The 22,243-nt window shown below is 57.2% G+C and carries 24 protein-coding genes and 1 tRNA gene; 13 read left to right on the top strand and 12 right to left on the bottom strand.

Going from position 1 to position 22,243, the window contains the following annotated elements; all coding sequences use genetic code 11:
* Nucleotides 1-113: 113 nt before the first annotated feature.
* Complete coding sequence (locus tag C1J03_RS09435; protein WP_114885897.1) at nucleotides 114-827, top strand: NYN domain-containing protein; 714 nt, start codon at nucleotides 114-116, stop codon at nucleotides 825-827.
* Nucleotides 828-1,137: 310 nt separating this feature from the next.
* On the opposite strand, the gene C1J03_RS09430 is transcribed toward C1J03_RS09435, so the two are convergent.
* Nucleotides 1,138-2,253, bottom strand: a complete 1,116-nt coding sequence (locus C1J03_RS09430) for an anhydro-N-acetylmuramic acid kinase (RefSeq protein WP_114885895.1) — start codon at nucleotides 2,251-2,253, stop codon at nucleotides 1,138-1,140.
* A 77-nt stretch (nucleotides 2,254-2,330) separates the two neighbouring features.
* Here C1J03_RS09430 and tyrS point away from each other — a divergent pair, with 77 nt between their 5' ends.
* The 3 genes from tyrS to C1J03_RS09415 are packed head-to-tail and all read left to right on the top strand — an operon-like array spanning nucleotide 2,331 to nucleotide 5,259.
* On the top strand, nucleotides 2,331-3,581 hold the full coding sequence (gene tyrS, locus C1J03_RS09425; RefSeq protein ID WP_114885893.1) for a tyrosine--tRNA ligase: 1,251 nt from the start codon (nucleotides 2,331-2,333) through the stop codon (nucleotides 3,579-3,581).
* A gap of 54 nt (nucleotides 3,582-3,635) precedes the next feature.
* Nucleotides 3,636-4,466: a GNAT family N-acetyltransferase gene (locus C1J03_RS09420; RefSeq protein WP_114885891.1), complete on the top strand. Its 831-nt coding sequence runs from the start codon at nucleotides 3,636-3,638 to the stop codon at nucleotides 4,464-4,466.
* Nucleotides 4,467-4,503: 37 nt separating this feature from the next.
* Nucleotides 4,504-5,259: a 3-hydroxyacyl-CoA dehydrogenase gene (locus tag C1J03_RS09415; RefSeq protein WP_114885889.1), complete on the top strand. Its 756-nt coding sequence runs from the start codon at nucleotides 4,504-4,506 to the stop codon at nucleotides 5,257-5,259.
* A 69-nt stretch (nucleotides 5,260-5,328) separates the two neighbouring features.
* On the opposite strand, the gene C1J03_RS09410 is transcribed toward C1J03_RS09415, so the two are convergent.
* The 3 genes from C1J03_RS09410 to C1J03_RS09400 all read right to left on the bottom strand — a co-directional run bounded on the left by C1J03_RS09410 (nucleotide 5,329) and on the right by C1J03_RS09400 (nucleotide 8,501).
* Complete coding sequence (locus tag C1J03_RS09410) at nucleotides 5,329-7,143, bottom strand: ABC-F family ATP-binding cassette domain-containing protein (protein WP_114885887.1); 1,815 nt, start codon at nucleotides 7,141-7,143, stop codon at nucleotides 5,329-5,331.
* Between the two features lie 97 nt (nucleotides 7,144-7,240).
* Nucleotides 7,241-7,966 carry a GNAT family N-acetyltransferase gene (locus C1J03_RS09405; protein ID WP_114885885.1) on the bottom strand — a complete coding sequence of 242 codons (726 nt, stop codon included), beginning with the start codon at nucleotides 7,964-7,966 and terminating at the stop codon, nucleotides 7,241-7,243.
* A gap of 61 nt (nucleotides 7,967-8,027) precedes the next feature.
* Nucleotides 8,028-8,501, bottom strand: a complete 474-nt coding sequence (locus C1J03_RS09400) for an outer membrane protein assembly factor BamE (RefSeq protein WP_114885883.1) — start codon at nucleotides 8,499-8,501, stop codon at nucleotides 8,028-8,030.
* Nucleotides 8,502-8,613: 112 nt separating this feature from the next.
* Between C1J03_RS09400 and C1J03_RS09395 the strand changes: the two genes are divergently transcribed.
* The 8 genes from C1J03_RS09395 to C1J03_RS09360 all read left to right on the top strand — a co-directional run bounded on the left by C1J03_RS09395 (nucleotide 8,614) and on the right by C1J03_RS09360 (nucleotide 14,346).
* On the top strand, nucleotides 8,614-9,168 hold the full coding sequence (locus C1J03_RS09395) for a YceD family protein (protein ID WP_174234454.1): 555 nt from the start codon (nucleotides 8,614-8,616) through the stop codon (nucleotides 9,166-9,168).
* A gap of 182 nt (nucleotides 9,169-9,350) precedes the next feature.
* Entirely contained in the window at nucleotides 9,351-9,557 is a 207-nt protein-coding gene (gene rpmF / locus C1J03_RS09390) for a 50S ribosomal protein L32 (protein WP_114885881.1), read from the top strand.
* A 38-nt stretch (nucleotides 9,558-9,595) separates the two neighbouring features.
* Nucleotides 9,596-10,675 carry a phosphate acyltransferase PlsX gene (gene plsX / locus C1J03_RS09385; protein ID WP_114885879.1) on the top strand — a complete coding sequence of 360 codons (1,080 nt, stop codon included), beginning with the start codon at nucleotides 9,596-9,598 and terminating at the stop codon, nucleotides 10,673-10,675.
* A complete protein-coding gene (locus C1J03_RS09380; protein WP_114885878.1) occupies nucleotides 10,672-11,643 on the top strand; it encodes a beta-ketoacyl-ACP synthase III in 972 nt (323 codons plus the stop codon). Before plsX ends, C1J03_RS09380 begins: the two co-directional genes overlap by 4 nt.
* A gap of 94 nt (nucleotides 11,644-11,737) precedes the next feature.
* On the top strand, nucleotides 11,738-12,040 hold the full coding sequence (ihfA, locus tag C1J03_RS09375) for an integration host factor subunit alpha (RefSeq protein ID WP_114885876.1): 303 nt from the start codon (nucleotides 11,738-11,740) through the stop codon (nucleotides 12,038-12,040).
* Nucleotides 12,041-12,044: 4 nt separating this feature from the next.
* Nucleotides 12,045-13,022, top strand: a complete 978-nt coding sequence (locus tag C1J03_RS09370) for a MerR family transcriptional regulator (protein ID WP_114885874.1) — start codon at nucleotides 12,045-12,047, stop codon at nucleotides 13,020-13,022.
* Between the two features lie 106 nt (nucleotides 13,023-13,128).
* A tRNA-Pro gene (locus tag C1J03_RS09365) sits at nucleotides 13,129-13,205 on the top strand.
* Nucleotides 13,206-13,269: 64 nt separating this feature from the next.
* Nucleotides 13,270-14,346, top strand: a complete 1,077-nt coding sequence (locus C1J03_RS09360) for a 2'-deoxycytidine 5'-triphosphate deaminase (protein WP_114885872.1) — start codon at nucleotides 13,270-13,272, stop codon at nucleotides 14,344-14,346.
* Here the strand turns inward: C1J03_RS09360 and C1J03_RS09355 are convergent.
* The 8 genes from C1J03_RS09355 to C1J03_RS09320 all read right to left on the bottom strand — a co-directional run bounded on the left by C1J03_RS09355 (nucleotide 14,343) and on the right by C1J03_RS09320 (nucleotide 21,821).
* Complete coding sequence (locus tag C1J03_RS09355; RefSeq protein WP_114885870.1) at nucleotides 14,343-14,612, bottom strand: hypothetical protein; 270 nt, start codon at nucleotides 14,610-14,612, stop codon at nucleotides 14,343-14,345. The genes C1J03_RS09360 and C1J03_RS09355 overlap by 4 nt on opposite strands.
* Before the next feature lie 60 nt (nucleotides 14,613-14,672).
* Nucleotides 14,673-15,278 (bottom strand): SMC-Scp complex subunit ScpB, encoded by a 606-nt coding sequence (scpB, locus tag C1J03_RS09350; RefSeq protein ID WP_441351135.1) that lies wholly within the window; start codon nucleotides 15,276-15,278, stop codon nucleotides 14,673-14,675.
* A 55-nt stretch (nucleotides 15,279-15,333) separates the two neighbouring features.
* Nucleotides 15,334-16,116 (bottom strand): segregation and condensation protein A, encoded by a 783-nt coding sequence (locus C1J03_RS09345; protein ID WP_114885866.1) that lies wholly within the window; start codon nucleotides 16,114-16,116, stop codon nucleotides 15,334-15,336.
* The gene (locus tag C1J03_RS09340) at nucleotides 16,109-17,122 is read right to left on the bottom strand and encodes a glycoside hydrolase family 3 N-terminal domain-containing protein (protein ID WP_254694232.1); all 1,014 of its coding nucleotides are present in this window, start codon (nucleotides 17,120-17,122) and stop codon (nucleotides 16,109-16,111) included. The genes C1J03_RS09345 and C1J03_RS09340 overlap by 8 nt, the downstream gene beginning before the upstream one ends.
* Nucleotides 17,119-18,102 carry an SPOR domain-containing protein gene (locus C1J03_RS09335; protein ID WP_254694231.1) on the bottom strand — a complete coding sequence of 328 codons (984 nt, stop codon included), beginning with the start codon at nucleotides 18,100-18,102 and terminating at the stop codon, nucleotides 17,119-17,121. Before C1J03_RS09335 ends, C1J03_RS09340 begins: the two co-directional genes overlap by 4 nt.
* 97 nt (nucleotides 18,103-18,199) lie before the next feature.
* Nucleotides 18,200-19,945: an arginine--tRNA ligase gene (gene argS / locus C1J03_RS09330; RefSeq protein ID WP_114885860.1), complete on the bottom strand. Its 1,746-nt coding sequence runs from the start codon at nucleotides 19,943-19,945 to the stop codon at nucleotides 18,200-18,202.
* Nucleotides 19,946-20,011: 66 nt separating this feature from the next.
* Nucleotides 20,012-20,614, bottom strand: coding sequence for a hypothetical protein (locus tag C1J03_RS09325; RefSeq protein ID WP_162798485.1), 603 nt, complete (start codon nucleotides 20,612-20,614; stop codon nucleotides 20,012-20,014).
* A gap of 61 nt (nucleotides 20,615-20,675) precedes the next feature.
* Nucleotides 20,676-21,821, bottom strand: coding sequence for a deoxyguanosinetriphosphate triphosphohydrolase (locus C1J03_RS09320; protein WP_114885856.1), 1,146 nt, complete (start codon nucleotides 21,819-21,821; stop codon nucleotides 20,676-20,678).
* A gap of 93 nt (nucleotides 21,822-21,914) precedes the next feature.
* On the opposite strand from C1J03_RS09320, the gene C1J03_RS09315 reads away from it, so the two are divergent.
* Complete coding sequence (locus C1J03_RS09315) at nucleotides 21,915-22,238, top strand: HesB/IscA family protein (protein ID WP_114885853.1); 324 nt, start codon at nucleotides 21,915-21,917, stop codon at nucleotides 22,236-22,238.
* The last annotated feature ends 5 nt before the right edge of the window (nucleotides 22,239-22,243 follow it).

Genomic DNA, 22,243 nt, shown 5'->3' with positions numbered 1-22,243 from the left:
GTTTAGATCCCAGATCTCCGTGAATTCTTCGCATGAGGATTGATCAAGCCACAAAGCAGCGCCAACATGAAAAAAGGCATTCAATTTTGGGAATGCCGAATAAGGACACCATTATGCCAAACCATGACCGCCCATTGCTTGCCGTTCTGATTGACGCAGACAATGTACCAGCCCGGCATGCGGCCAAGATTATGAACGAAATCGCTTCCATTGGAGAGCCGGCTCTGCGGCGCGTCTATGGCGACTGGTCGAACGAGCACCTGAAAAGTTGGCGTGAACCGATCCATACTCTCGGCCTTGTCGCGCATCAGGAAACAGCAAATTCACGAGGAAAGAACGCAACCGACATCGGCCTCGTCATACACGCAATGGACATCCTGCATTCGGGCAAGTTTGACGCCTTCGTCATAGTGTCCTCCGACAGCGATTTCACAGCACTTGTGAACCGGTTACGTGAGGACGGATTGACCGTGATAGGCATTGGTGAGGAAAAGACCAACCCTGCCCTGCGTAACGTCTATAATCGGTTCATTCTCGTGGAAAATCTCAAGGACGAAAACGAAAGCAACGACAGTAACGACACCGCTGCTAAGCCCAAGGCCGATATGAACCATGCCTATCAACTGATCTGTAATGCAATCGCGCGGTGTGAGACAGAGGACGAATGGGTATCATCTGGCCCAGTGGGTAAGAATCTGATGGCAGCACACCCCGACTTTGACACCCGCAGCTACGGTTTTGCAAAACTGAGCGGGTTAATCAAAGCGTTACCAAAACTGAAGTTTGCCAACGATGGCAACCGTCCCTTGGTTCGCCTCAAGACCTAGTACGGCGCCAGCATCCTTTGAATTGTTGCATCTGAGCCTGCGCTGATTGGCCGGCCCTTCTTGCGGCCGTATTCACTAGCCGAGCATGGCTACTGCCCGCCTGCCGCAAACATCCTGGAAAATACCCGTGCACCGCTGACCAACCGTGTTGTGCGCTCTATCGCATGGAACATGCTGACCATGCAGCGCTTCACGCAATTTCGCTGGTGCCGTTACACCAGTTGCCCGCGCGGTACGGGGATGCAGCTGAACACATCAAGACCTTGGCACCGGGCTATGCTGCGTCTACCCGCGCACTCTGTTCGAGGAATTACGGACGGCTGAGTGTTCCGCCACCCACAGCGGCCCGCACGCCCGTCGTGCCAGGGCATGACGTCGGCAACCCCCGTGCCACGCGCACAGCCAGATAGGCAAAGGCCTGTGCTTCGAGCATATCACCATTAAGTCCCACGTCCTCAACCGGAGCCACGGGGCAATCAAGGCTCACGCTCAGCATCTGCATCAACACAGGGTTATGCCGCCCGCCGCCCGTCACCAGCACGCGAGATGGCGGCGTCGGGCAATGCTGCATCGCTTCGGCCACGCCAGCGGCACACATCGCCGTCAGGGTCGCGGCGGCATCGGCGTCCGATAACTCGCTGACCAGAGCCACCATTTCAGCAAAATCGTTTCGATCCAATGATTTGGGCGGAATACGTGCAAAATACGGCTCTGCCAAAAACAACTCCAACGCGCCGTGTTCGACTTCTCCCTTGGCCGCAATTTTTCCGCCCTCGTCAAAGGGAATACCCAACCGAGCTTGCAACAGATCATTCAAAGGCGCGTTCGCAGGGCCTGTGTCAAACGCCAGCAACGCCCCCTCAGTCTCGGGGGCATCCGCCTGCGGATTGACCCACGTCAAATTGCCCACACCACCAAGGTTCAAAAATACCACCGGCCCCTCGGCACCGATATGGCGCGCGCAAGCAAAGTGGAAAAACGGTGCTAACGGCGCACCCTCGCCGCCCATTGCCACGTCCGCGCTGCGGAAATCCCAAACAACCGGCGTATCCAACGCCGCGGCCAGCATCGCGCCATCGCCCACCTGCAACGTGCCATGGATGCGCGGCGCATGGGCCAGCGTCTGGCCATGAAATCCAATCAGCTCAGCGCCCTCAAAAGGTTTCAGCACCTCCAGATGCGCGTGCTCAATCACCTGCGTCGCGGCCAGAACCTCTGGCCCGGACCATTTCCCCAAGCCCGCCGCGACCACCGCCCGCTCTGTCGCTGAATACGAGCGATACGCCACCGCGCCAAAGCGCGAAATCTCGTGCCCATCGGTATACAGCATCGCAGCATCTACACCATCAAGCGACGTGCCAGACATCACCCCTAACGCAGCCACAACACCCGTTTTGCTCAATATCCCGCCTGCCCCATTTTCCATGCTCTTGTTCAGGGCCTTTTCCTTTGACTGCGCACCGCCTATAGAGTGCAACGCATTCCCAGCCGAGAGCAAGCGCCATGACATACCATCCCAAATCGGATTTCATTGCTGTGATGCAGCAGCGCGGCTTTCTGGCTGATTGCACCGATTTTCAGGGGCTCGACGAAGCTCTGCTCAAAGGTGCACAACCTGGCTATATCGGCTTTGACGCCACCGCGAAATCGCTGCATGTGGGCTCACTCATTCAGATCATGATGCTGCGTTGGTTGCAAAAAACCGGCGGCAAGCCCATCACTTTGATGGGCGGCGGCACGACCAAGGTTGGCGATCCCTCGTTTCGCGCGGATGAACGCCCCCTGCTGGGCCCGGACCAGATCGACGATAATATCGCTGGCATCAAAAAAGTGTTCTCGGCCTACCTCACTTACGGCGACGGGCCATCCGATGCGCTGATGATCAACAACGCAGAATGGCTCGATGGGTTGAACTACCTCGATTTCCTGCGCGACATCGGGCGGCATTTTTCAATCAACCGGATGCTATCCTTCGAGAGCGTTAAATCGCGCCTTGATCGCGAGCAGTCTCTGTCATTCCTTGAATTCAACTACATGATCCTGCAAGCTTATGATTTCATGGAACTTCATCGCCGCTACGGCTGTGTACTGCAAATGGGTGGCAGCGATCAATGGGGCAACATAGTCAACGGTATCGACCTAACACGGCGCGTGATTGAGGGCGAAGTTTACGGCCTGACATCGCCCTTGCTGACCACCTCTGACGGCAAGAAAATGGGCAAATCGCAGGCCGGCGCTATCTGGCTGAACCCTGACATGCTGTCGCCTTACGAATTCTGGCAGTTCTGGCGCAACACGACGGACGCCGATGTGGGCCGCTTCCTCAAGCTTTATACAGAAATGCCTGTCGATGAATGCGACCGCCTTGGTGCCCTTGCCGGATCCGAAATTAACGAGGCCAAAATTCGCCTTGCTAATGAGGTCACTGGTTTGCTGCATGGTGCCGACGCGGCCACTGCGGCCGAAGCCACGTCTCGCGAAGTGTTCGAGCGCGGCGGCGTTGGCGATGACCTGCCCACTCTGACCCTCAGCGCTGAGGATGTGGGGGACGGTATCTCCATTGTGCAGTTGATCGTTAAATCCGGCCTCGCGGGCTCCGGCAAGGAAGCCAAGCGCCTGATTTCAGAAAATGGGGCACGCATCGATGACCAGCCGCTGACAAATGCGGGCATGATGCTTGATGCACAGGCGTTGTCATCGCCGATCAAGCTCAGCGCAGGCAAAAAACGGCACGCGCTGGTCCAACTGGGCTAACGCCACGCCGGACCGGTTAACGTGGCGTTTACCACGCTTGGCATCAAATGAGCTATGTTTGATGCCACACCGGCCACGCCGGGCCATGCCCTTCACCAAGACCCAAGCTTTGCCGCGGCCCTCAGCCTGTGCGGGCAGGCCCCTGTCACTTTGCCTGGTGGCTTGATTCTGCTGCACCGCAAACTCGCTGGTATCCCTGTTGCGATGCTGCCGCGTGCCGATCCGCCCCCAGATCTACTTGCCCAACTTAAGGATGTCGGACTGTCCCGGATCCCGCTCATTTTGTCGCCTGAGCGGCCCTTGGGGCACATGCGGGCGCTGCGTCTACGCAAAGGGATCAGCACCGCGATTATCGATTTACAACAAAGTGATACGGTCCGCCGCGCCGCCTTGCATCAAAAATGGCGCAACCAACTATGTCGCGCCGAGGCGTCGTTGCTGCGCGTAACCTCCGCCTCTCTTAAACCCGACCACATCCTTTTGAGTCTGAACGAGGATCAGGCCCGAAAACGCGGCTATGCCAATTGGCCCGCCCCCCTAACAGCAGCTTTTGCTAGCACCGCCCCAGATCAAACCCGTCTATTCACCGCATCACTCAACGGCACCAAGGTCGCGCATATGCTGTTTTTGCGTCACGGCCACCGCGCAACCTATCATATCGGTCACAGCACCCAACAAGGACGCGCGCATCACGCCCATAATCTGCTGCTTTGGACGGCGTCATGTTGGCTGGCAGTGCGCGGAAGCACCTCGCTGGATCTTGGGCTACTCAATGACAGCACCCCAAGCCACACCCGATTTAAGTTGCGGGCCGGAGCACGCCCTCAGCTGATGGGCGGCACATGGCTGCGCTGGCACCCTCTTGCGCGCAAGGCAGGCACATGATGAAATGAACGCCTGTTCAAATCGGAAAGGGGATTTCATGCAACTTGCCACCACAACAGCCATCATCACCGGCGGCGCATCAGGCTTGGGCGAGGCAACCGCCCGCCATTTTGCGGCACAAGGCGCGCAAGTTACCCTGCTCGACCGCGATGCCACGCGAGGGCCACAAGTCGCAGATGAGATTGGCGGGCATTTTGTTGAAACAGATGTCACCAGCGAAACGTCTGTGCAGGTGGCCATTGAATTTGCGCTCTCCAAAATGGGTCACATCACCGCCACGGTAAATTGCGCCGGAATAGCCTTGGGGATCAAAACGGTAGGCCGCGATGGCCCCCATCCCCTCGATGCTTTCCAGCGAACCATAGATATCAATCTCGTGGGCAGTTTCAACGTTGGCCGCCTTGCCGCCGCCGCCATGGCGCAAAACACGCCTGACGAGGATGGCGCGCGCGGGGTCATCATCAACACCGCCTCCGTCGCCGCCTATGATGGGCAAAAAGGTCAGGCCGCCTACGCCGCGTCCAAAGGTGGCATTGTCGGAATGACCCTGCCCATGGCCCGTGATCTAGCCAGCAGCGGCATTCGTGTGATGACCATCGCACCGGGCATTTTCAAGACGCCGATGCTGGCGGGCCTACCCGATGACATCCAAGCAGCCCTCGCCGCTGACGTGCCGAACCCCGCGCGGCTGGGCGATCCGTCTGAATACGGGCGCTTGGCCGCGTTCATCATCGAAATGGGATATCTTAATGGCGAAGTGATCCGGTTGGATGGCGCGCTGCGGATGCGGTGAAACAAACTTGTGCACTGTAGCGGTGCACATGTTGTACACGCTCGGTGCACAGGCTGTGCATCGCGGCAATTAGCCTTGCGACGCTGCTTTTTCTTCCAATGCCAGCCACTCTTCCTCGGCCGCTTCAAGCTTGGCCTGACGGTCCATAAGCGCGTCTGTCGCCTTCTGGAACTTCACCGGATGATCGGTGAATAATGCGGGATCACTCATCAGCTCGCCAAGCTTCCCGATCTCAGCTTCCAGCCGCGCAATATCTTCTGGCAGCGCCTCCAGACGGTGCTTTTCAGTAAAGCTAAGGCCGGTTTTCTGAGTGATCTTAGCCTCAGCCTTAGCGCCAGAAACCTTTTTCTTAACAACGCTCTGAGCAAAATCATCCTGCCCACGCTGCGCAAGGTAATCACTCCATCCGCCCGCATAAACCGTGGCACGCCCGTCGCCTTCCATGGCAATGGTCGTGGCTGCCACGCGGTCCAGAAAGTCGCGATCGTGACTGACGAGCAATACGGTCCCATCATAGGTGCTCAAAAGCTCCTGCATCAGATCCAATGTCTCGACGTCCAGATCGTTGGTCGGTTCATCAAGCACCAGCAGATTGCTTTCGCGCGCCATGATTTTGGCCAAGAGCAAACGAGCCTTTTCGCCGCCCGAAAGCGACCGTACAGGGGCCCGCGCCTGACCTTCGTCAAACAGGAATTCCTTAAGGTAACCAACAACATGCTTGGGTTGTCCGCGCACTAAAACCTGGTCAGCCTTGCCTGAAACACGCATGTCGGGATCGCCCGTCAGGCTGTCCCAAAGGCTCATGTTACCATCCAGCTGCGCACGCGCCTGATCGAACAATGCCAAAGCGATATTTGTACCCAGCTTGATCTCACCACTGTCTGGCTGCTCACGGCCAATCAGCATGTTCAACAGCGTGGTTTTGCCCACACCGTTCGGGCCAACCAGCGCAATCCGATCCCCGCGCTGTATGGTCAGGGAAAAATCGCGCACAATCGTTTTGTCGCCGTAGCCTTTGCTGATGTTAATTGCCTCAGCAACTTTGCGCCCCGACTTTGGACCGGCCTCAAGTGCCATGGCCGCGGCACCTTGCCGTTTGATCTGGCCTGCCCGTTCAGCACGTAAATCTTGCAAGGCGCGCACCCGGCCTTGGTTGCGCTTACGGCGTGCGGAAATACCTTCAACGGCCCACCGAGCTTCGGCTTTGATCTTGCGATTAAGCTTGTGACGTTGGGTGTCTTCTTCTTCCCACATCTGGTCACGCCAGGCCTCAAACCCGCCAAACCCAATCTCTTGGCGGCGCACTTCACCCCTGTCAATCCAAAGGGTTGCGCGCGTTAGCTCACGTAAAAACGCCCTATCGTGACTGATGATCACAAAGCCTGCGCGCGCGGTTTTCAACTCGGCTTCCAGCCACGCAATCGCTTCGATATCCAGATGGTTTGTTGGCTCGTCGAGCAACATCAATTCCGGCTCTGACGCCATAAGCCGCGCAAGGGCTGCGCGCCGCCGCTCGCCACCAGAGGCTGTTTCCACCGGGCGCGCTGGATCAAACTTTAGGCCCTCACCCGCACGCTCGACGCGGTACATCTCCGACGCTTCGAGCCCGTGGGCCGCAAAATCGCCCAACGTCGCAAAGCCGCTCAGGTCAGGATCCTGTTCCATGTATCCAACTGTCACGCCAGCGCCTGCGATAACATCGCCGCCATCAGGTTCAACCATGCCGGCCATCACCTTCATCAGCGTCGATTTCCCAGAACCGTTGCGCCCGACAAGCGCCAGCCGGTCACCCGGTTGGACCACAAGCGACATGCCATCAAAAACCGGATCGCCCCCGAAGGTCAGCGAAATATCATTAACTTGCAAAAGGGGTGTACGTGCCATTCCTGCCAGCTATCGCCGTCGCCTGTCAGGGTCAATGTGCCAAGGCCTGCAATTGCTTCAAAATTCTCACCTAAAGTCAGATTTTCTGGACCGCCAGTTAAACCAGCGCCCGCAACAGCCGTTTGCGCTCCACAGGGATCGCGCCAATCTCGAGGCCCGTAAAGACATGCAGCGTCCCCATCTGCCGGTCCACCACGGCATGATCGCTGACGCGGCCGCCCATCATCAGGTAGCTGCGCAGCAGTGGCGGCATCCGCAACATCCCCTTTTTTGCATCAGGCTTGCGCCGCAGCTTGGCAGCAAAGCGAAACACATCTGGGGATTTGACCTGCGGCAACCAGCGCTTTGGGGCCAAATACCTCGCCTTGAGCATCGCGAAAGCGTCCAGGTACTGCTCCGTTTCAACACCGGCAAAGCTGGCGCAGCCAAAAATCATCTGCACGCCCACTTTATCCACCGCGGCTGTCATCGCCGCCCATGCCACCCGCAAAATATCAGGGTCATGCCAATCAGGGTGCACGCAAAAACGCCCCAGCTCCATCATTGGCCCTTTGCAGGCAGACAGTGCGCTTAACTCGTAAAACTGTGCTGAATAGCTTTGCGTCAGGCGTTCACCGGTCAAAAGCGAGATCCGAAAACAGCAAACCAAAGTACCGCTTGCGACATCATGGACCAGCATATGCGTGGCCGCCGTGTCATATGCATCAATGTCGTTGGTATGTGGTCTGCCAAAGCACTGCGCTCGAAGGACCTGAGCGGCATCCAAGTCGCTCTGCGTCTTGGCTTGCTGGACGTCATAGCGCCCTTTATCCAAATAAATCATCCGCAGCTCCAATCGCCAGCCCAATACAGGCCTCGCGCGGATTCGCGGCATTTAAGTGAAATTATAAGCCGCCAATCGCGCCTGCCGGATCAACCTGACCAAAGTTACCCAAGAGCTGGCGTAGGAAGCCCGTGTTGGTAACGCCCGAATCCGTAACGCGGCGTGCCAAAGGTACGACCTGACCACGCTCCAGCCCAAAACGCTCGACATTGGCGACAACGCCATTTGTGTCAAAGCTGATGGCAAGAACTTCGCGCTCAATCACTTTGGGTTCCAGAAACGCAACGCTGCGCATGCGGCTACGTACGAAATAATAACCACTGTCATTTAGGATTCCGGCAGACGTCGGCACGCCTACCGTTTCTTCAACAGACGAACGCGTATCCACGCCAACCACGATCAGTTCAAGCTCTTCTGGCTCGGGGATATAGCCGTGGTTTTGGAATCGAGGGGAACAAGCGCTCAGCGCGCCTACGACGACAAGCGCAGCCAATGTAACGGTGACCCGCCGGATGGTGCTGTATTCGCGGCCCATGATGCTGCCCTCTGTCTTCCTGTTGCCGTGCCCTCTTGTCGATGGCGTCTCCGGCTTTTATCTCGCATACACCATGGATGCCCCTCGGTTCAAGAAACGAAAGCACAAGATAATGTCACGACAAGCCCCCACTGCCACTAGCATGCGTGTCTCCGAGCTTTCTCAATCGGGGAAAACACCGATTGAGTTGCGCCCTACAAAGGCGGAATTGGCCACGATCGCACAGGAGATCAAGATCACCGATCTACGCAAACTTGTTTTCACAGGATCGTTATCGCCTCACGGAAAGTCCGATTGGGAGTTGAACGGTCATCTCGGAGCAACTGTTGTGCAGCCCTGCGTTGTGACCTTGGTGCCTGTAACGACACGAATCGAAGTCGATGTGCTGCGTCGGTTCATTCGGGAATACGATGATCCCGACGATCCTGAGGTCCAAATGCCTGAGGATGACACCACCGAAGTCTTGGGGGCATGGATCGACCCTGTCGCTGTGATGACCGAAGCGCTGACCCTTGCGTTGCCGGAATACCCACGCGCCGCAGATGCGGCCCTATCAGCCACACAATTCGCAGAACCTGGTGTGACCCCGATGACGGACGAAGATGCGCGCCCTTTCGCCGGTTTGGCCGCTCTAAAGGACGCGTTGGAGAAAAAGCCAAAGGACTAAGCGACGATTCTCTCTTGAATGCGCTCCTTTTCGCAGTATTTTGCCGATCTTATCCCAATTAAGGTTGGACAACCGCCGAGCGTAGGCCTACACGCAGCCCACGCCCGAACGGGAGTTGATATGAAACACGGCCGTAGGCGCAGTATGCTGCCTCACCGGCCCCGAAGACAAAGGCACCAGACATGGCTGTCCAGCAAAACAAAGTATCCAAATCGCGCCGCAATAATCGTCGCGCACATGATTCGCTCGTTGCAGCAAATCCAAACGAGTGCACCAACTGTGGTGAACTTAAGCGCCCTCATCACATCTGTGCGGCCTGTGGCCATTATGATGACAATGAGATCGTCGCGCTGAACGATGAGATTGATCTCGAAGACGACGCTGCCTAAGGTAAGGTTCGACTGAACAACTAAAGGCACTCGCACCGATGACGGCACAGACCGATCACTCTACCGCGAAGGCCGCACGCACCCTTATATCGGTCGATGCGATGGGTGGCGATCAGGGCCCGGCAACCGTTGTTGCCGGGTGTTCCGATTCTGCCAAGATCAATCCTGACATTGCTTTTATTCTGCATGGCCCCCGCGCCACGCTTGAGCCTTTGGTGGCAAAGCGCCAAACGCTGATCGGTCGCTGTGAAATCCGTGATGCGCCTGGCGTTGTAACGATGGATGACAAGCCCAGCCAAGTTGTGCGCACCGGCAAGGACACTTCGATGTGGTCCACCATTGAGGCCGTCAAGACCGGTGAGGCCGGCGTTGCAGTATCATGCGGCAACACAGGCGCGCTGATGGCCCTGTCGATGATCCGCCTGCGCAAGCTGCCCGGCGTCAACCGGCCCGCTATTGCAGTGCTCTACCCCTCGACCAACACGCACGGATTTAACGTGATGCTCGACGTTGGGGCCGACATTCGCGCGGATGCCGACGATCTTTTGCGTTTTGCCCTGATGGGCATGTCCTATGCACGCAACGGCATGGACGTGGAGCGCCCGCGCATTGGCCTGCTGAACGTCGGCACCGAAGAGCACAAAGGCCGTAATGAGCTTAAGGAAGCCTTTGACCTGATTCGCGACCATGCGCCGGACGCGGGCTATGATTTTGTTGGATTCGTCGAAGGAGGCGATCTTTCTGGCGACGTCGCGGATGTTATTGTCACAGATGGCTTTACCGGAAATGTTGCGATCAAAACCGGCGAAGGAACTGCCAATCTGATCGGCACCCGCCTGCGCGAAGCTTTCAGACATTCGCCGCTTTCGATGCTGGCCGCGCTGCTTGCATACACATCGCTTCAGCGGCTCAAGAAAAAGATCGACCCGCGCCGCGTCAATGGCGGGGTCTTTCTGGGCCTCAATGGCACGGTGGTGAAATCGCACGGCTCAGCGGATGCGACCGGTGTGTCCGCCGCAATCAAACTGGCCGCGCAACTGGCCGACAACAGCTTTAACGACAAACTCGCAGCCCGTGTGGCAGCCGCCCTACCAATCGCAGAAAGAACCCAACAATGACTGTTCGCGCCGTCGTCCGCGGTGTCGGACATTACCTGCCCAAACGTATCGTTGAGAATGCCGAGTTTGAGGCAACGCTAGACACCAATGATGAATGGATCCGCGGCAGATCTGGCATCGAACGGCGTCATTTTGTCTCCGAAGGGGAAACCACATCGACAATGGCCGCTGCCGCTGCGCGCGCGGCACTTGAGATGGCTGGCATGGACGCCAACGAGGTCGATGCAATCATCGTCGCGACGTCGACAGCCGATCTGACATTTCCATCCGCTGCCACAATGGTTCAAGCCGAATTAGGCATGAAACAAGGCTTTGCCTTTGATGTGCAAGCCGTTTGCGCTGGCTTCGTTTATGGATTGGCGAACGCGAATGCGCTGATTCTCTCGGGCCAGGCGCGCCGCGTCATGGTCATTGGTGCCGAAACATTCAGCCGCATCATGGACTGGACCGACCGCAGCACGTGCGTCCTTTTTGGCGATGGAGCTGGTGCGCTATTGCTCGAAGCGCAAGACGGCGAAGGCACCTCTGCTGACCGCGGTATTTTGGCGACGGATTTGAACTCCGACGGCAGCTATCGGGACCTGTTGTTCGTGGATGGCGGTGTCTCAACGGGCACGACCGGCTATCTGCGCATGCAAGGCAATCAGGTCTTCCGCCACGCCGTAGAAAAGCTGGCTTCAACCGCGACAACTGCCATGACGCGGGCTGGCGTAGAGGCCAGCGATATCGATTGGGTTGTGCCGCATCAGGCGAATATCCGCATTATTCAGGGCACCGCGAAAAAGCTTGGCCTGCCCATGGAAAAGGTCGTCGTTACCGTACAAGACCACGGCAACACTTCGGCGGCCTCTATTCCTCTTGCTCTTTCAGTTGGCTACAGCCGCGGGCAAATTAAAACCGGCGATTTGTTGGTAACCGAGGCCATTGGCGGTGGTCTTGCCTGGGGTGCAGTGGTCCTGCGGTGGTAACTCTAGATGGTGCCGAAACGACGTCTTCCAAGCCATTGATATTGACTCGGAAAAATACGTTGGCCTATGTTGTTAAAAAAAACCGGGGGACGACATGACGAACAAGACATTGACGCGAATGGATCTGAGCGAAGCGGTATTCCGCGAAGTCGGCCTGTCACGAAATGAAAGCGCACAACTTGTTGAAGCCGTACTGGACCAAATGTCCGACGCATTGGTAAGTGGCGAACAAGTTAAGATTTCGTCATTTGGAACATTTTCAGTACGCGACAAGTCAGCCCGCATTGGCCGCAATCCAAAAACGGGCGAAGAGGTTCCAATCAACCCACGCCGCGTTTTGACCTTTCGCCCCTCGCACTTGATGAAAGATCGCGTCGCGGACGGCAACAAGTCCTGATCTGATGCCCAAATCGCCAGACGCATTTCGCACGATATCCGAAGTCGCAGAGTGGCTTGGTATCCAAGCGCACGTGTTGCGGTTTTGGGAAAGCAAGTTCAGCCAAATTAAACCGATCAAACGCGCAGGCGGTCGGCGGTACTATCGTCCTGCCGATATGCTGCTTTTGGGCGGCATCAAGAAGCTGTTGCATGATGATGGCCTGACGATCAAAGGCGTTCAAAAAATCCTGCGCGAGGAAGGCATGGGCCATGTCTCGGACCTGTCCGTTTCTCTGGATGACCCTGCATTGGAAATAGCCGCGAAGGCGGCAAAGCCAGTGGCTAAACCTAAACCAGAACCCGAAGCAGTTGTGCTGTCTTTTGAGGCTCCTTCCGAAGCCAAAGATGACGTGAAGGAAGGCGTGCAAGCCGCTGATGCAGTGGAAGAAACTACCTCAGACGGTGATGCGCCTGAAGGCGACGAAGGATCTACGACCGCGGAGGTCGCTGATGAAGTCGCGCAAGCTGACACACCAGCCGAAGAAGCACCCGCCTCTGAGCCAGCCGTAGCTGAGACCGTGGAAACCGACGCACCAACCGCCGCGGAAGAAATGTCGCCGATGCCAAGCTTCCTCAGCGAACCGGCAGAGCCAGAGCCCGCGGTTACTTCTGACAAAACAGACGCGCCCGAGGATCCCGCAGAGCCCGAGATGTCGGACCCGGAAGAGGCGGAACCCGCAGTGGCCTCTGCCGAAGAAACCGTCGTTTCAGAGCCAGAAGAACAGGTCAGTGCACCGGACGTCGAACCGGAACCTCAGCCCGAGGCCGCCAAACCACGCGATATCGGCATGCCTGAAATCACCCCTGAAGCGAACATCAAGGTCGAAACGGGCGTCCTCGCGACATCTGCGCGCCTGACCGGTATGTCAAAAGACAACGCCGATCAGATCGCCCCCTTGTTGGAACAGCTAGCCGCCCTGCGCGACCGAATGGCCGCGTGACGCAACCGATCGGCGGCAGGCCCATCATCTCAGCACGAGACCCGTTGCTCAGTTTGGCAATTGGCCCTTGCACGCTGCCCCAATTTCGCTATGAAACGGCTCATGTCGGGCTATGGCGCAGTCTGGTAGCGCGTCCGTCTGGGGGACGGAAGGTCGCAGGTTCGAGTCCTGCTAGCCCGACCAACCGACATATCAAAAACGCCCGTGCCCCCGCCGCACGGGCGTTTTGCATATCTACGAGGTGGCCATGGCCGGTGTGATCCCCAACCAACAGCTCAGCACGATGATCGCCTCTGGACAGATCAGCGCAACGCCGCCTGTAACGGATGCTCAAATCCAACCCGCAAGCCTTGATCTACGTCTGGGCACAGTGGCTTACCGCGTTCGCGCGTCTTTTCTAGCTGGGCACGGTGCCCGCGTTGAGGACCGCCTGGCAGAGTTCGAGATGCACCGCGTTGATCTTACCTCTGGTGCCGTTCTGGAGAAAGGCTGCGTCTATGTCGTGCCGCTTATGGAACACCTCGCGTTGCCCAAGGGCGTAACTGCGGTCGCCAATGCCAAGAGTTCAACCGGTCGACTTGATCTGCTGACCCGTATGATCACCGATGGCGGTACGGAATTTGACCGTGTTGCGGATGGTTATCACGGCCCACTTTATGCCGAGATTTGCCCGCGCTCTTTTTCTGTTCTGGTGCGCCCTGGCATGCGGTTGAACCAAATCCGCTTTGGTTCAGGCGATGCAGTGCTTAATGACGACGCGTTGCGGGCCTTGCATGCCGAAGTTCCGCTGGTGAATGGTGACGCTGTTATCGACGACGGTCTGGGGTTTTCTGTCGATCTACGCCTGCCCGGCACAACGCTGGTCGGTTACCGTGCCAAACCCCACACGGGCGTTATTGATCTCGATAATATTGGGTATTATGCGCCTGCCGAATATTGGGAAGAAGTCCACAGTGACAACGGCCAGATCATTCTGGACCCCGGTGCATTTTACATTCTTGTCAGCCGCGAAGCTGTGACGATCCCGCCAAACTACGCTGCAGAAATGGCACCCTACCTCGCGATGGTTGGTGAATTCCGCGTGCATTACGCGGGATTCTTTGATCCCGGCTTCGGTTTCGAAGCCGCAGGCGGTGCGGGATCACGCGGCGTATTGGAAGTTCGCTGCCATGAGGCCCCATTTGTTCTAGAGCACGGGCAAATTGTTGGACGATTGGTCTATGAACGCATGGCAGAGGCACCAACGCAGCTTTACGGCGTTGGCATTGCATCCAATTACCAAGGACAGGGTCTTAAGCTGTCAAAGCACTTTAAAGCAGCTTAAAATCGTGAGGTTCGACGCATAACCTTCATCGCCTGTTTGGCTTGTTGTCCGCCGTTTCCGGACTGACCCTGCGCCTGCCTGCGTGCACGGCGTTCTGCACGAACTTGCTTTTGCGTCTTCACCGGGTTGCCAAAATCGTCGATTTCGCCTGCTGGCATCTCTTGACCACGCCCGAGCTGCGACGCTTTGTTAAAGCCTGCGTCGATCCCTTTGCTCACCAGCTTGCGCATCAAGAGCCTCGTGATCATGTTGATCAACTGGTTCATTGTTCTGCCTTTTTAACTGCCTCAGCCACCAATATAGCATGAAATGAGGCGATTTTCAGGTCAATCTTCGAAAAGCTCGCTCTGGCCTTCTTCGGTTTCTTCCTCATCATCACCATCACCCAACAGCGGCGAGCTCGATGGCAGTGGACGGTTTTCCAACAACCCAGCAGAGCGCAGCTCTTTGAGGCCCGGCAGATCGCGTGCATTCTCAAGCCCGAAGTGATCAAGGAATGTCTGCGTTACCACAAACGTCACAGGACGGCCCGGCGTCATCTTGCGGCGACCAAAGCGGATCCATTCCATCTCGAGCAACTGGTCCACGGTCCCCCGAGACACCGACACGCCGCGAATTTCCTCGATTTCTGCACGGGTGACAGGCTGGTGGTAGGCGATAATCGCCAATGTCTCGATTGCCGCCCGGCTCAGCTTGCGGATCTCTACGGTTTCCTTTTGCATCAGAAACCCCAGATCCGCGGCGGTGCGCATGGCGTAGGCATCCCCGACCTTCATCACATGAACACCGCGCCCTTCATAGCGACGGCGCACATACACCATCGCCTCTCCGGCATCGCAACCATGTGGCATCCGCGCTTCGAGTTCACGCAACGTGATCGGCTCAGACGTGGCAAACAGCACCGCTTCTAACATGCGCTCTTGTTCGGCCATGGGAGGAGCCTCAAATAGGCTTTCTTCTTTTTCTTCAATGTCTTCTGACACGCACCTAATCCTTCTTACGCAACTGGATCGGCGCGAAACTCTCGGCCTGACGTATTTCCAGATGGCCTTCTTTTACCAATTCGAGCGAGGCCGCAAAGGTCGATGCCGTAGCAGAGCGACGCCGCACCGGATCGGCTTCCCAACCTTCAGGCAGATAGCTCATCAGATCACCCCAATCGCCAGCAAAGCCAATCAGACCACGCATCCGTTCAAGCGCTTGTTCCATTGTAAATATAGATTCTCGATCCAGCACAAAGGGTCGAAAATCATCGCGTGTCCGAATGCGCGCATATCCCTGCATCAGATCCAAAAGCGTCGCGGTATAGGTCACTTTGCGCACGCGCTGCACCTCAAAGGTTTGACCGCGGGCAAAGAAATCACGACCCAATTGGTCACGCGCCATAAGTCGCGCCGCAACATCGCGCATCGCGGCCAACCGCTCCAATTGAAACGCCAAATGCGCGGCAAGCTCCTCGCCTGATGGGCCATCTTCTGTGGGATCAGGCGGCAATAACAGTCGGGATTTAAGGAACGCGAGCCACGCTGCCATCACCAGGTAATCCGCCGCCAGTTCTAAGCGCAGCGCCTTGGCCTGTTCGACAAAGGCCAAATATTGGCGCGCAAGTTGCAGGACTGAGATTTTGCGCAGATCGACCTTTTGCGTACGACTGAGCGTGAGCAGTAGGTCAAGCGGCCCCTCAAAACCATCGACATCAATAATCAGCGCTTCGGCCGCAAGGCGATCCGCAACCGAAACAGTGTCTTCTTCGAAAGTGGTATCAGCCATGCAATGCCCCGCCCAAAAGCGCTTCAAGCTCGCTCTGGAGGGCGGGAATGTCAATATCATCAGGGGTACGGCGTGCATCAAGCGCCCGCAGCGCGCGGGTTTGCGCGGCATCGGTCATCTCTCCGGCGGCAACGGCGACTTCGGCGCGCTCTGCCAGCGTGCCGTTGCAATGCAAGATTACATCACACCCAGCCTCTAACGCACCGCGCGACAGGTCAGTGAGCGTGCCTTCGAGCGCTTTCATTGAAATGTCATCGGTCATGATCAGGTTATCGAAACCAATATCTTCGCGGATCACCTGCATCACCGGCTTTGACAGCGTTGCAGGAGCCTCATCAATCGCGTCGTAAACCAGATGCGCGGTCATCCCCATCGGCAGGTCGGCAAGCGCCTTAAAGGGCGCGAAATCAACCGCATCCAAATCCGCACGCGGAGCCGAAACACGCGGCAGGTCAAAGTGACTGTCTGCCGTGGCGCGCCCGTGTCCCGGGATATGCTTGACCACGGGCAACACACCACCGGCCAGCATGCCATCGGCGGCAGCACGACCAAGGGCCGCCACTTGCATTGCATCGTTGCCATAGCAGCGGTTGCGCAGGAAATCATGAGTTTGAGGACCAGCTACGTCAACCATCGGCGCGCAGTTGCTATCAATGCCCAACTCAAAAAGCTCATCTGCAATCAGCCGGTAACGCAGGTACATCGCGCGCGTGGCCTGCCCACCTGCAGCGTCAACAAACTCGAGGGGCGGAAACCATTCGCGCCAAACCGGCGCGCGCAGACGTTGAACACGCCCACCTTCTTGGTCGATCGTAATCGGGGCATTGTGTCCCACACAATCGCGAAAATCATCGCATAGCGCGCGAACCTGATCTGGGTTGTCGATATTGCGGGCAAAAAGGATAAAGCCAAACGGGTTCACATCCCGAAACAGCGCCTTTTCTTCAACGCTCAGACGCAGTTCCGCTGCATCCAGTATCGTCGCGCCAAAGCGCTGGTCTGTCACCGCGTCACAACCGGAATACAATCGGCGTTTTGTGCCGTCAAAGCAGAGCAAAACCGCCGCGCATCCGAGATGTCAGAAAACCCATGGGCCCGGAGGCGGTAAAACGTGCGTCCGCCGCTGGTTGCTTGCTGAACGATGCGTTGTTTGTCACCCAGATAAGCCGAAAATTTTCGCTGCAACACGACCCATTGTTCGCGCGCGATCTCGGGGCTGTCGAAGGCCCCCAATTGCACAAGTCGCGTGCCAGCTGGCAAGGTCGAGATATCGATTTCTGCCGATTCCGACGACACATCCGCCGGAACCTGCAAAGACGCTTGGATCACATCAGCAGCTGGGCGGTTGCGCGGCCGCAATGAGCTGCGCGGACCAGGGCCAGTAACAATTACCGCCGGCACTTCAGCCGCGACGCTCGCCAAAACAGGGGTTACTTCAGGTGCAGTTTCTTCGCTTTTTATTTCTTCCAAAGGCGCGACGCCCCTCGTCAGCTGTGCGACCAAATCGTCCACGGTGCCCGCCTGAAGTGCTGCCGCTACATCGACCGCTACGGCCTCTGCTTGGGTTTCTTCGGCAACAGCCTGTGGCGCATCGGCAACCACTTCGGTCTCCATAGGTTGGTCTTCGTCAGAAAGCTCAATCGGTTTTGGGGCAAGCCGTAGCTCTTCGACCGGTGTGCTAGAGGCCCCAACCGAGGCCACTTCGTTCACCGACAGCCCTTGATGCTGTGCCAATTGACCGCCCGGATTATCGGGGAGGATGCGCATTTCTCCCTCTGCCGCCCGGACAACTGGAATGCCACTGACATCGCGTACAAAGATCTTGTAGCCCCAAACACCAATGCCTGCGATCAATGCCAGCGACACAAGTGCGCCCGCTGTATTCGTAAGCGTTGTCAAACCACTACGCGGCTCTGTTGAAGTGCCTTGCGCGCGGTAATACGCCATTTGGCCCCCGTCCTCGGGGGAGGAAGTGTAATCTGCCATCTCTGCCTCGCTGCCCGCGTTGGTACATTGCCGTGCGGGTCTGATCGTTTGGTTGCCAGTATCTATGTCGTCGCCTGTAGGTGCCGGTGCGATGCTGCTAGCGCATCTCTTGCGCCGGCTCTACGCCCAGAATACCCAGACCGGCTGCAATTACAATCGCGACGGACCGCGCAAGGGCGATTTTTGATTGAGACGTCTGATGTGCGTCTTCCTGAATGAACCGCAACGACGTGTCATCATTGCCCCGGTTCCAAAGACCGTGCAGATCGCCCGCCAGCTCATAGAGATAGAACGCAACGCGGTGCGGCTCGTTGCTGCGCGCGGCTGTTTCGACCAGACGCGGCCATTCAGCCAGCTTTCGCAGAACTCCAATTTCAGCATCGTGATCAAGCTTGCTAAGGTCCGCAGCCGCCAATGTCGCATCATCAACAGCAATGCCCGCCTCGGCAGCTTTGCGCAGCACAGAGGCCACACGCGCATGGGCGTATTGAACGTAAAACACCGGGTTATCGCGAGACTGCTCCAGCACCTTGTCGAAATCAAAATCAAGCGGCGCATCGTTCTTGCGGGTCAGCATCACAAACCGCGTCACGTCACAGCCAACTTGTTCGACCACATCACGCAAAGTCACGAAGGTGCCTGCGCGTTTGGACATTTTGAACGGCTCACCGTTTTTATAAAGCTTCACCAACTGCGTCAGCTTGATATCGAGCGGCACTTTGCCATCTGAGAGCGCTGAGGTGGCCGCCTTCATCCGCTTGACATAGCCACCGTGATCCGCGCCAAAGATGTCAATTAACGCATCAAAGCCGCGGTTTACCTTGTTGTAATGATAGGCAATATCGGGTGCAAAGTAAGTCCAAGAACCGTCAGATTTCTTGACGGGGCGGTCAACGTCATCGCCAAAATCCGTGGATTTAAACAACATCTGTTCGCGGGCTTCCCAATCTTCGGGCAACTTGCCCTTGGGCGGCTCCAGCGTGCCCTGGTAGATCAGGCCCTTGGCATCCAACAACTCAATCGCGGCGTTAATCTGGTTGCCCTCATACATCTCAAGCTCGCTGGTAAACAGATCCATCGAGATGTTCAAAAGCGCCAGATCCGCCTTGATCAACTGCATCATCGCATCAATCGAATAGCTGCGCACATCCGCAAGCCAGACGTCTTCATCTGCACCCAGATACGCATCCCCGACCTTGGCTTTCAACGCTTCACCGACCGGGATCAGATAATCGCCTGGGTACGTGCCATCCTCAAACGCGACCTCTTTGCCATGCGCCTCAAGATAACGCAGGTACACGGACCGCGCGAGCACATCGACCTGCGCGCCGCCGTCATTGACGTAATATTCCCGCGTGACCTCAAAGCCCACGAAATCCAGCAGTGACGCCAATGCATCGCCAAAAACCGCGCCGCGTGTATGGCCCACATGCAATGGCCCCGTTGGGTTGGCAGAAACATATTCGACGTTAACCTTTGCACCCTGCCCCAGATCTGAGCGGCCAAAATCCGTACCAGCAGCCAGCACTGCGCCCGCGACGCCTTGCCATTGTGGCGCGTCCAAACGCAGGTTCAAAAACCCCGGCCCGGCCACATCAGCGCTGATCACCCGCGGATCAGCCATCAGCAACGCCGCCAGAGCTTCGGCAATATCGCGCGGCTTAAGCCCCGCGGGCTTTGCCAACACCATCGCTGCATTTGTCGACATATCGCCATGCGCCGTGTCGCGCGGCGGCTCCACCGTGACGGCATCAAACTTTAAGCCCGACGGCAAACGGCCATCGCTGACCATTGTATCAAGGGCGGACAGAACAAGGGTGCGGATATCGGCGAAAAGGTTCATGTATTAGGTGCTTTCATGGTGTATCCGTGCATGTACCAGCTTTGCGGCTCAGGTCAATCAACGCGGCTACTTGGCCGCGATATGAATGATTTGGCCTGTTAAATCTTTTGCCTCGCGGCACAAAAGGCTCAATGCAGCAGCAAGCCCTCGTTCTGGATCATCTTGTGGCGCGATAACCAGATTGATCTGCACACCGCGCAGGGCCAAAACCTTGGCCAGGGCCTGATGCGCTGCCCCCAAAGCAGGGCCCATTGCGGCAGCTCTTAAATCAAACGGATCGGTTGGGTGCGTAGCCAGCGTGACCAACGCCCCCTCGCCCGCCTCTAGCCCCTGTGCAAAAGCCCGCGTCAGAGCGGTAAGTCTGGTGATCTGGGCATCAATTTCCCTAGGGTGCGCCAAAGGTAACAGGTTCAAAACGCCGTGCAGCGGGGTCTTGGCCCAGCTTTGACCAATCCGGCGCAAGGCTGCGGGCACATCTGCGCCCAGCATCAACGATTCAATCCGGGCGCTAGAGCCTGCGACCACGTCACTGAGGCCAGCCGCGTTTTGATCAAGTGCAACAACGCGTGCGCGTGCCTTGGCCAAACGCTGCGCACAGATTGGCCCAGGCGTCTGGCACGCCCCTGCAATGACCACTCTGCGGCCAGTAAATTCGTGAATGAGCCCCACAACACCCCCATCGTTGCTGTTGTCGTACGTTAACAGACTTTCAGCGTTTGAAAAACGGGCCTCAGCGCGCAGGCACCAGTCGGGCGTGCTCTTGCAGCGCAAATCGGTCCGTCATCCCGGCAATATAATCCGCCACCATACGCGCCAGCGCCGTGCGGTCGTTGCCCGCAGCGGCAATGCTACGCGCCCAATGACGCGGCAGTAAATCGGGTTGGGCCAGAAAGAGCGGGAATAAATCCTCGACCACCTGCGTGACCTCAGCGCGTTTTTCCATAACCACGGGCGCTCGGTACATGCGGGTAAACAAAAACGCCCGAATTTCGCGCAAATCGCGCCACAAACTGTCCGAGAACCGAATAACCGGCCGACCAAGATGGCGTATATCAGCGGCAGACGTAGCATTTGAGTTTGCCAACAAACCCCGAGACGTCTCGATGACATCAGCAACCATCACACCGAACACCCGGCGCAATGCCTCGTGGCGGCGACGGTAAGGATCGGTGTCGGGGTAAAGGCGGTCCACTTCGGCGTAAGCTGCGCGCACCAGCGGCAACTCAGCAATGTCATCTTCGGTAAACAGCCCTGCGCGCAAACCGTCATGCAGATCGTGGTTGTTATAGGCAATATCGTCGGACAATGCGGCAACCTGCGCTTCGGCAGATGCATGGGTATGTAGTTCTAAATCATGCACAGCGTCATATTCAGCAAGCGCATAGGGCAGATCGCCAACCACAGGCCCGTTATGTTTCGCGATCCCTTCCAACGTGTCCCACGTCAGGTTCAGCCCATCAAAATCTGCGTAGTGCCGCTCAAGCGATGTGACAATGCGAATGGCCTGTGCGTTGTGATCAAACCCACCGTAAGGGGCCATCAGTGCATGCAGGGCGTCTTCGCCCGTGTGACCAAAGGGGGTGTGACCCAAATCATGCGCCAAAGCCACGGCTTCGGTCAGCTCGCCATTCAGGTTCAGTGCCCCTGCAATTGTACGCGCAACTTGTGCCACTTCGATGGAATGGGTCAGCCGGGTGCGGTAATAATCGCCCTCATGTTCCACAAATACCTGCGTTTTGTGCTTGAGCCGCCGAAACGCTGAGGCGTGGATAATTCTGTCGCGATCCCGCTGATAACACGACCGAAAGGTGCTTTCCTCTTCGGGGACGCAACGCGCCATAGCTGTTGCTGGATCACAGGCAAAAATTGCGCGCATGGGCTGGGGTCCTTGTGGCCTGTCCTTAGCTTTCTATATATAAGGTATCGTGGGATGCAAACCGACCCACTCCCCGTGTACCGGAGCCTGATCATGAACCTACCACCTCAAGTGACCCCCCGCGCCTTCGCACGTCTCTCTGAGATTGGTGCTGCTGAGGATGGTAAAGCCCTGCGCGTTGCCGTTGATGGGGGCGGATGTTCAGGTTTTCAGTATGAAATCGTGCTTGATGCCCCAAAGGATGACGACCTGATCCTAGAAGGCGACGGCCAGCAGGTTGTGGTCGACGCGATCTCCCTGCCCTTTCTGGCCAATGCGACGATTGATTTCACCGAAGAGCTGATCGGCGCCCGGTTTGTGATCGAGAACCCCAATGCCACGTCATCGTGCGGCTGCGGGACGTCCTTTTCCATGTAATTGGG

The organism is Sulfitobacter sp. SK012 (assembly GCF_003352085.1).
GTDB lineage: Bacteria > Pseudomonadota > Alphaproteobacteria > Rhodobacterales > Rhodobacteraceae > Sulfitobacter.
Note: the sequence above shows the minus strand (reverse complement) of the source record. Positions and strands in the feature narration are given on the sequence as shown.

Coding starts and splice junctions, on each gene's coding strand:
- C1J03_RS09435 (WP_114885897.1), top strand. CDS start 114: ATGCCAAACCATGACCGCCCATTGCTTGCCGTTCTGATTGACGCAGAC.
- C1J03_RS09430 (WP_114885895.1), bottom strand. CDS start 2,253: ATGGAAAATGGGGCAGGCGGGATATTGAGCAAAACGGGTGTTGTGGCT.
- tyrS (WP_114885893.1), top strand. CDS start 2,331: ATGACATACCATCCCAAATCGGATTTCATTGCTGTGATGCAGCAGCGC.
- C1J03_RS09420 (WP_114885891.1), top strand. CDS start 3,636: ATGTTTGATGCCACACCGGCCACGCCGGGCCATGCCCTTCACCAAGAC.
- C1J03_RS09415 (WP_114885889.1), top strand. CDS start 4,504: ATGCAACTTGCCACCACAACAGCCATCATCACCGGCGGCGCATCAGGC.
- C1J03_RS09410 (WP_114885887.1), bottom strand. CDS start 7,143: ATGGCACGTACACCCCTTTTGCAAGTTAATGATATTTCGCTGACCTTC.
- C1J03_RS09405 (WP_114885885.1), bottom strand. CDS start 7,966: ATGATTTATTTGGATAAAGGGCGCTATGACGTCCAGCAAGCCAAGACG.
- C1J03_RS09400 (WP_114885883.1), bottom strand. CDS start 8,501: ATGGGCCGCGAATACAGCACCATCCGGCGGGTCACCGTTACATTGGCT.
- C1J03_RS09395 (WP_174234454.1), top strand. CDS start 8,614: ATGTCACGACAAGCCCCCACTGCCACTAGCATGCGTGTCTCCGAGCTT.
- rpmF (WP_114885881.1), top strand. CDS start 9,351: ATGGCTGTCCAGCAAAACAAAGTATCCAAATCGCGCCGCAATAATCGT.
- plsX (WP_114885879.1), top strand. CDS start 9,596: ATGACGGCACAGACCGATCACTCTACCGCGAAGGCCGCACGCACCCTT.
- C1J03_RS09380 (WP_114885878.1), top strand. CDS start 10,672: ATGACTGTTCGCGCCGTCGTCCGCGGTGTCGGACATTACCTGCCCAAA.
- ihfA (WP_114885876.1), top strand. CDS start 11,738: ATGACGAACAAGACATTGACGCGAATGGATCTGAGCGAAGCGGTATTC.
- C1J03_RS09370 (WP_114885874.1), top strand. CDS start 12,045: ATGCCCAAATCGCCAGACGCATTTCGCACGATATCCGAAGTCGCAGAG.
- C1J03_RS09360 (WP_114885872.1), top strand. CDS start 13,270: ATGGCCGGTGTGATCCCCAACCAACAGCTCAGCACGATGATCGCCTCT.
- C1J03_RS09355 (WP_114885870.1), bottom strand. CDS start 14,612: ATGAACCAGTTGATCAACATGATCACGAGGCTCTTGATGCGCAAGCTG.
- scpB (WP_441351135.1), bottom strand. CDS start 15,278: ATGGCCGAACAAGAGCGCATGTTAGAAGCGGTGCTGTTTGCCACGTCT.
- C1J03_RS09345 (WP_114885866.1), bottom strand. CDS start 16,116: ATGGCTGATACCACTTTCGAAGAAGACACTGTTTCGGTTGCGGATCGC.
- C1J03_RS09335 (WP_254694231.1), bottom strand. CDS start 18,102: ATGGCAGATTACACTTCCTCCCCCGAGGACGGGGGCCAAATGGCGTAT.
- argS (WP_114885860.1), bottom strand. CDS start 19,945: ATGAACCTTTTCGCCGATATCCGCACCCTTGTTCTGTCCGCCCTTGAT.
- C1J03_RS09320 (WP_114885856.1), bottom strand. CDS start 21,821: ATGCGCGCAATTTTTGCCTGTGATCCAGCAACAGCTATGGCGCGTTGC.
- C1J03_RS09315 (WP_114885853.1), top strand. CDS start 21,915: ATGAACCTACCACCTCAAGTGACCCCCCGCGCCTTCGCACGTCTCTCT.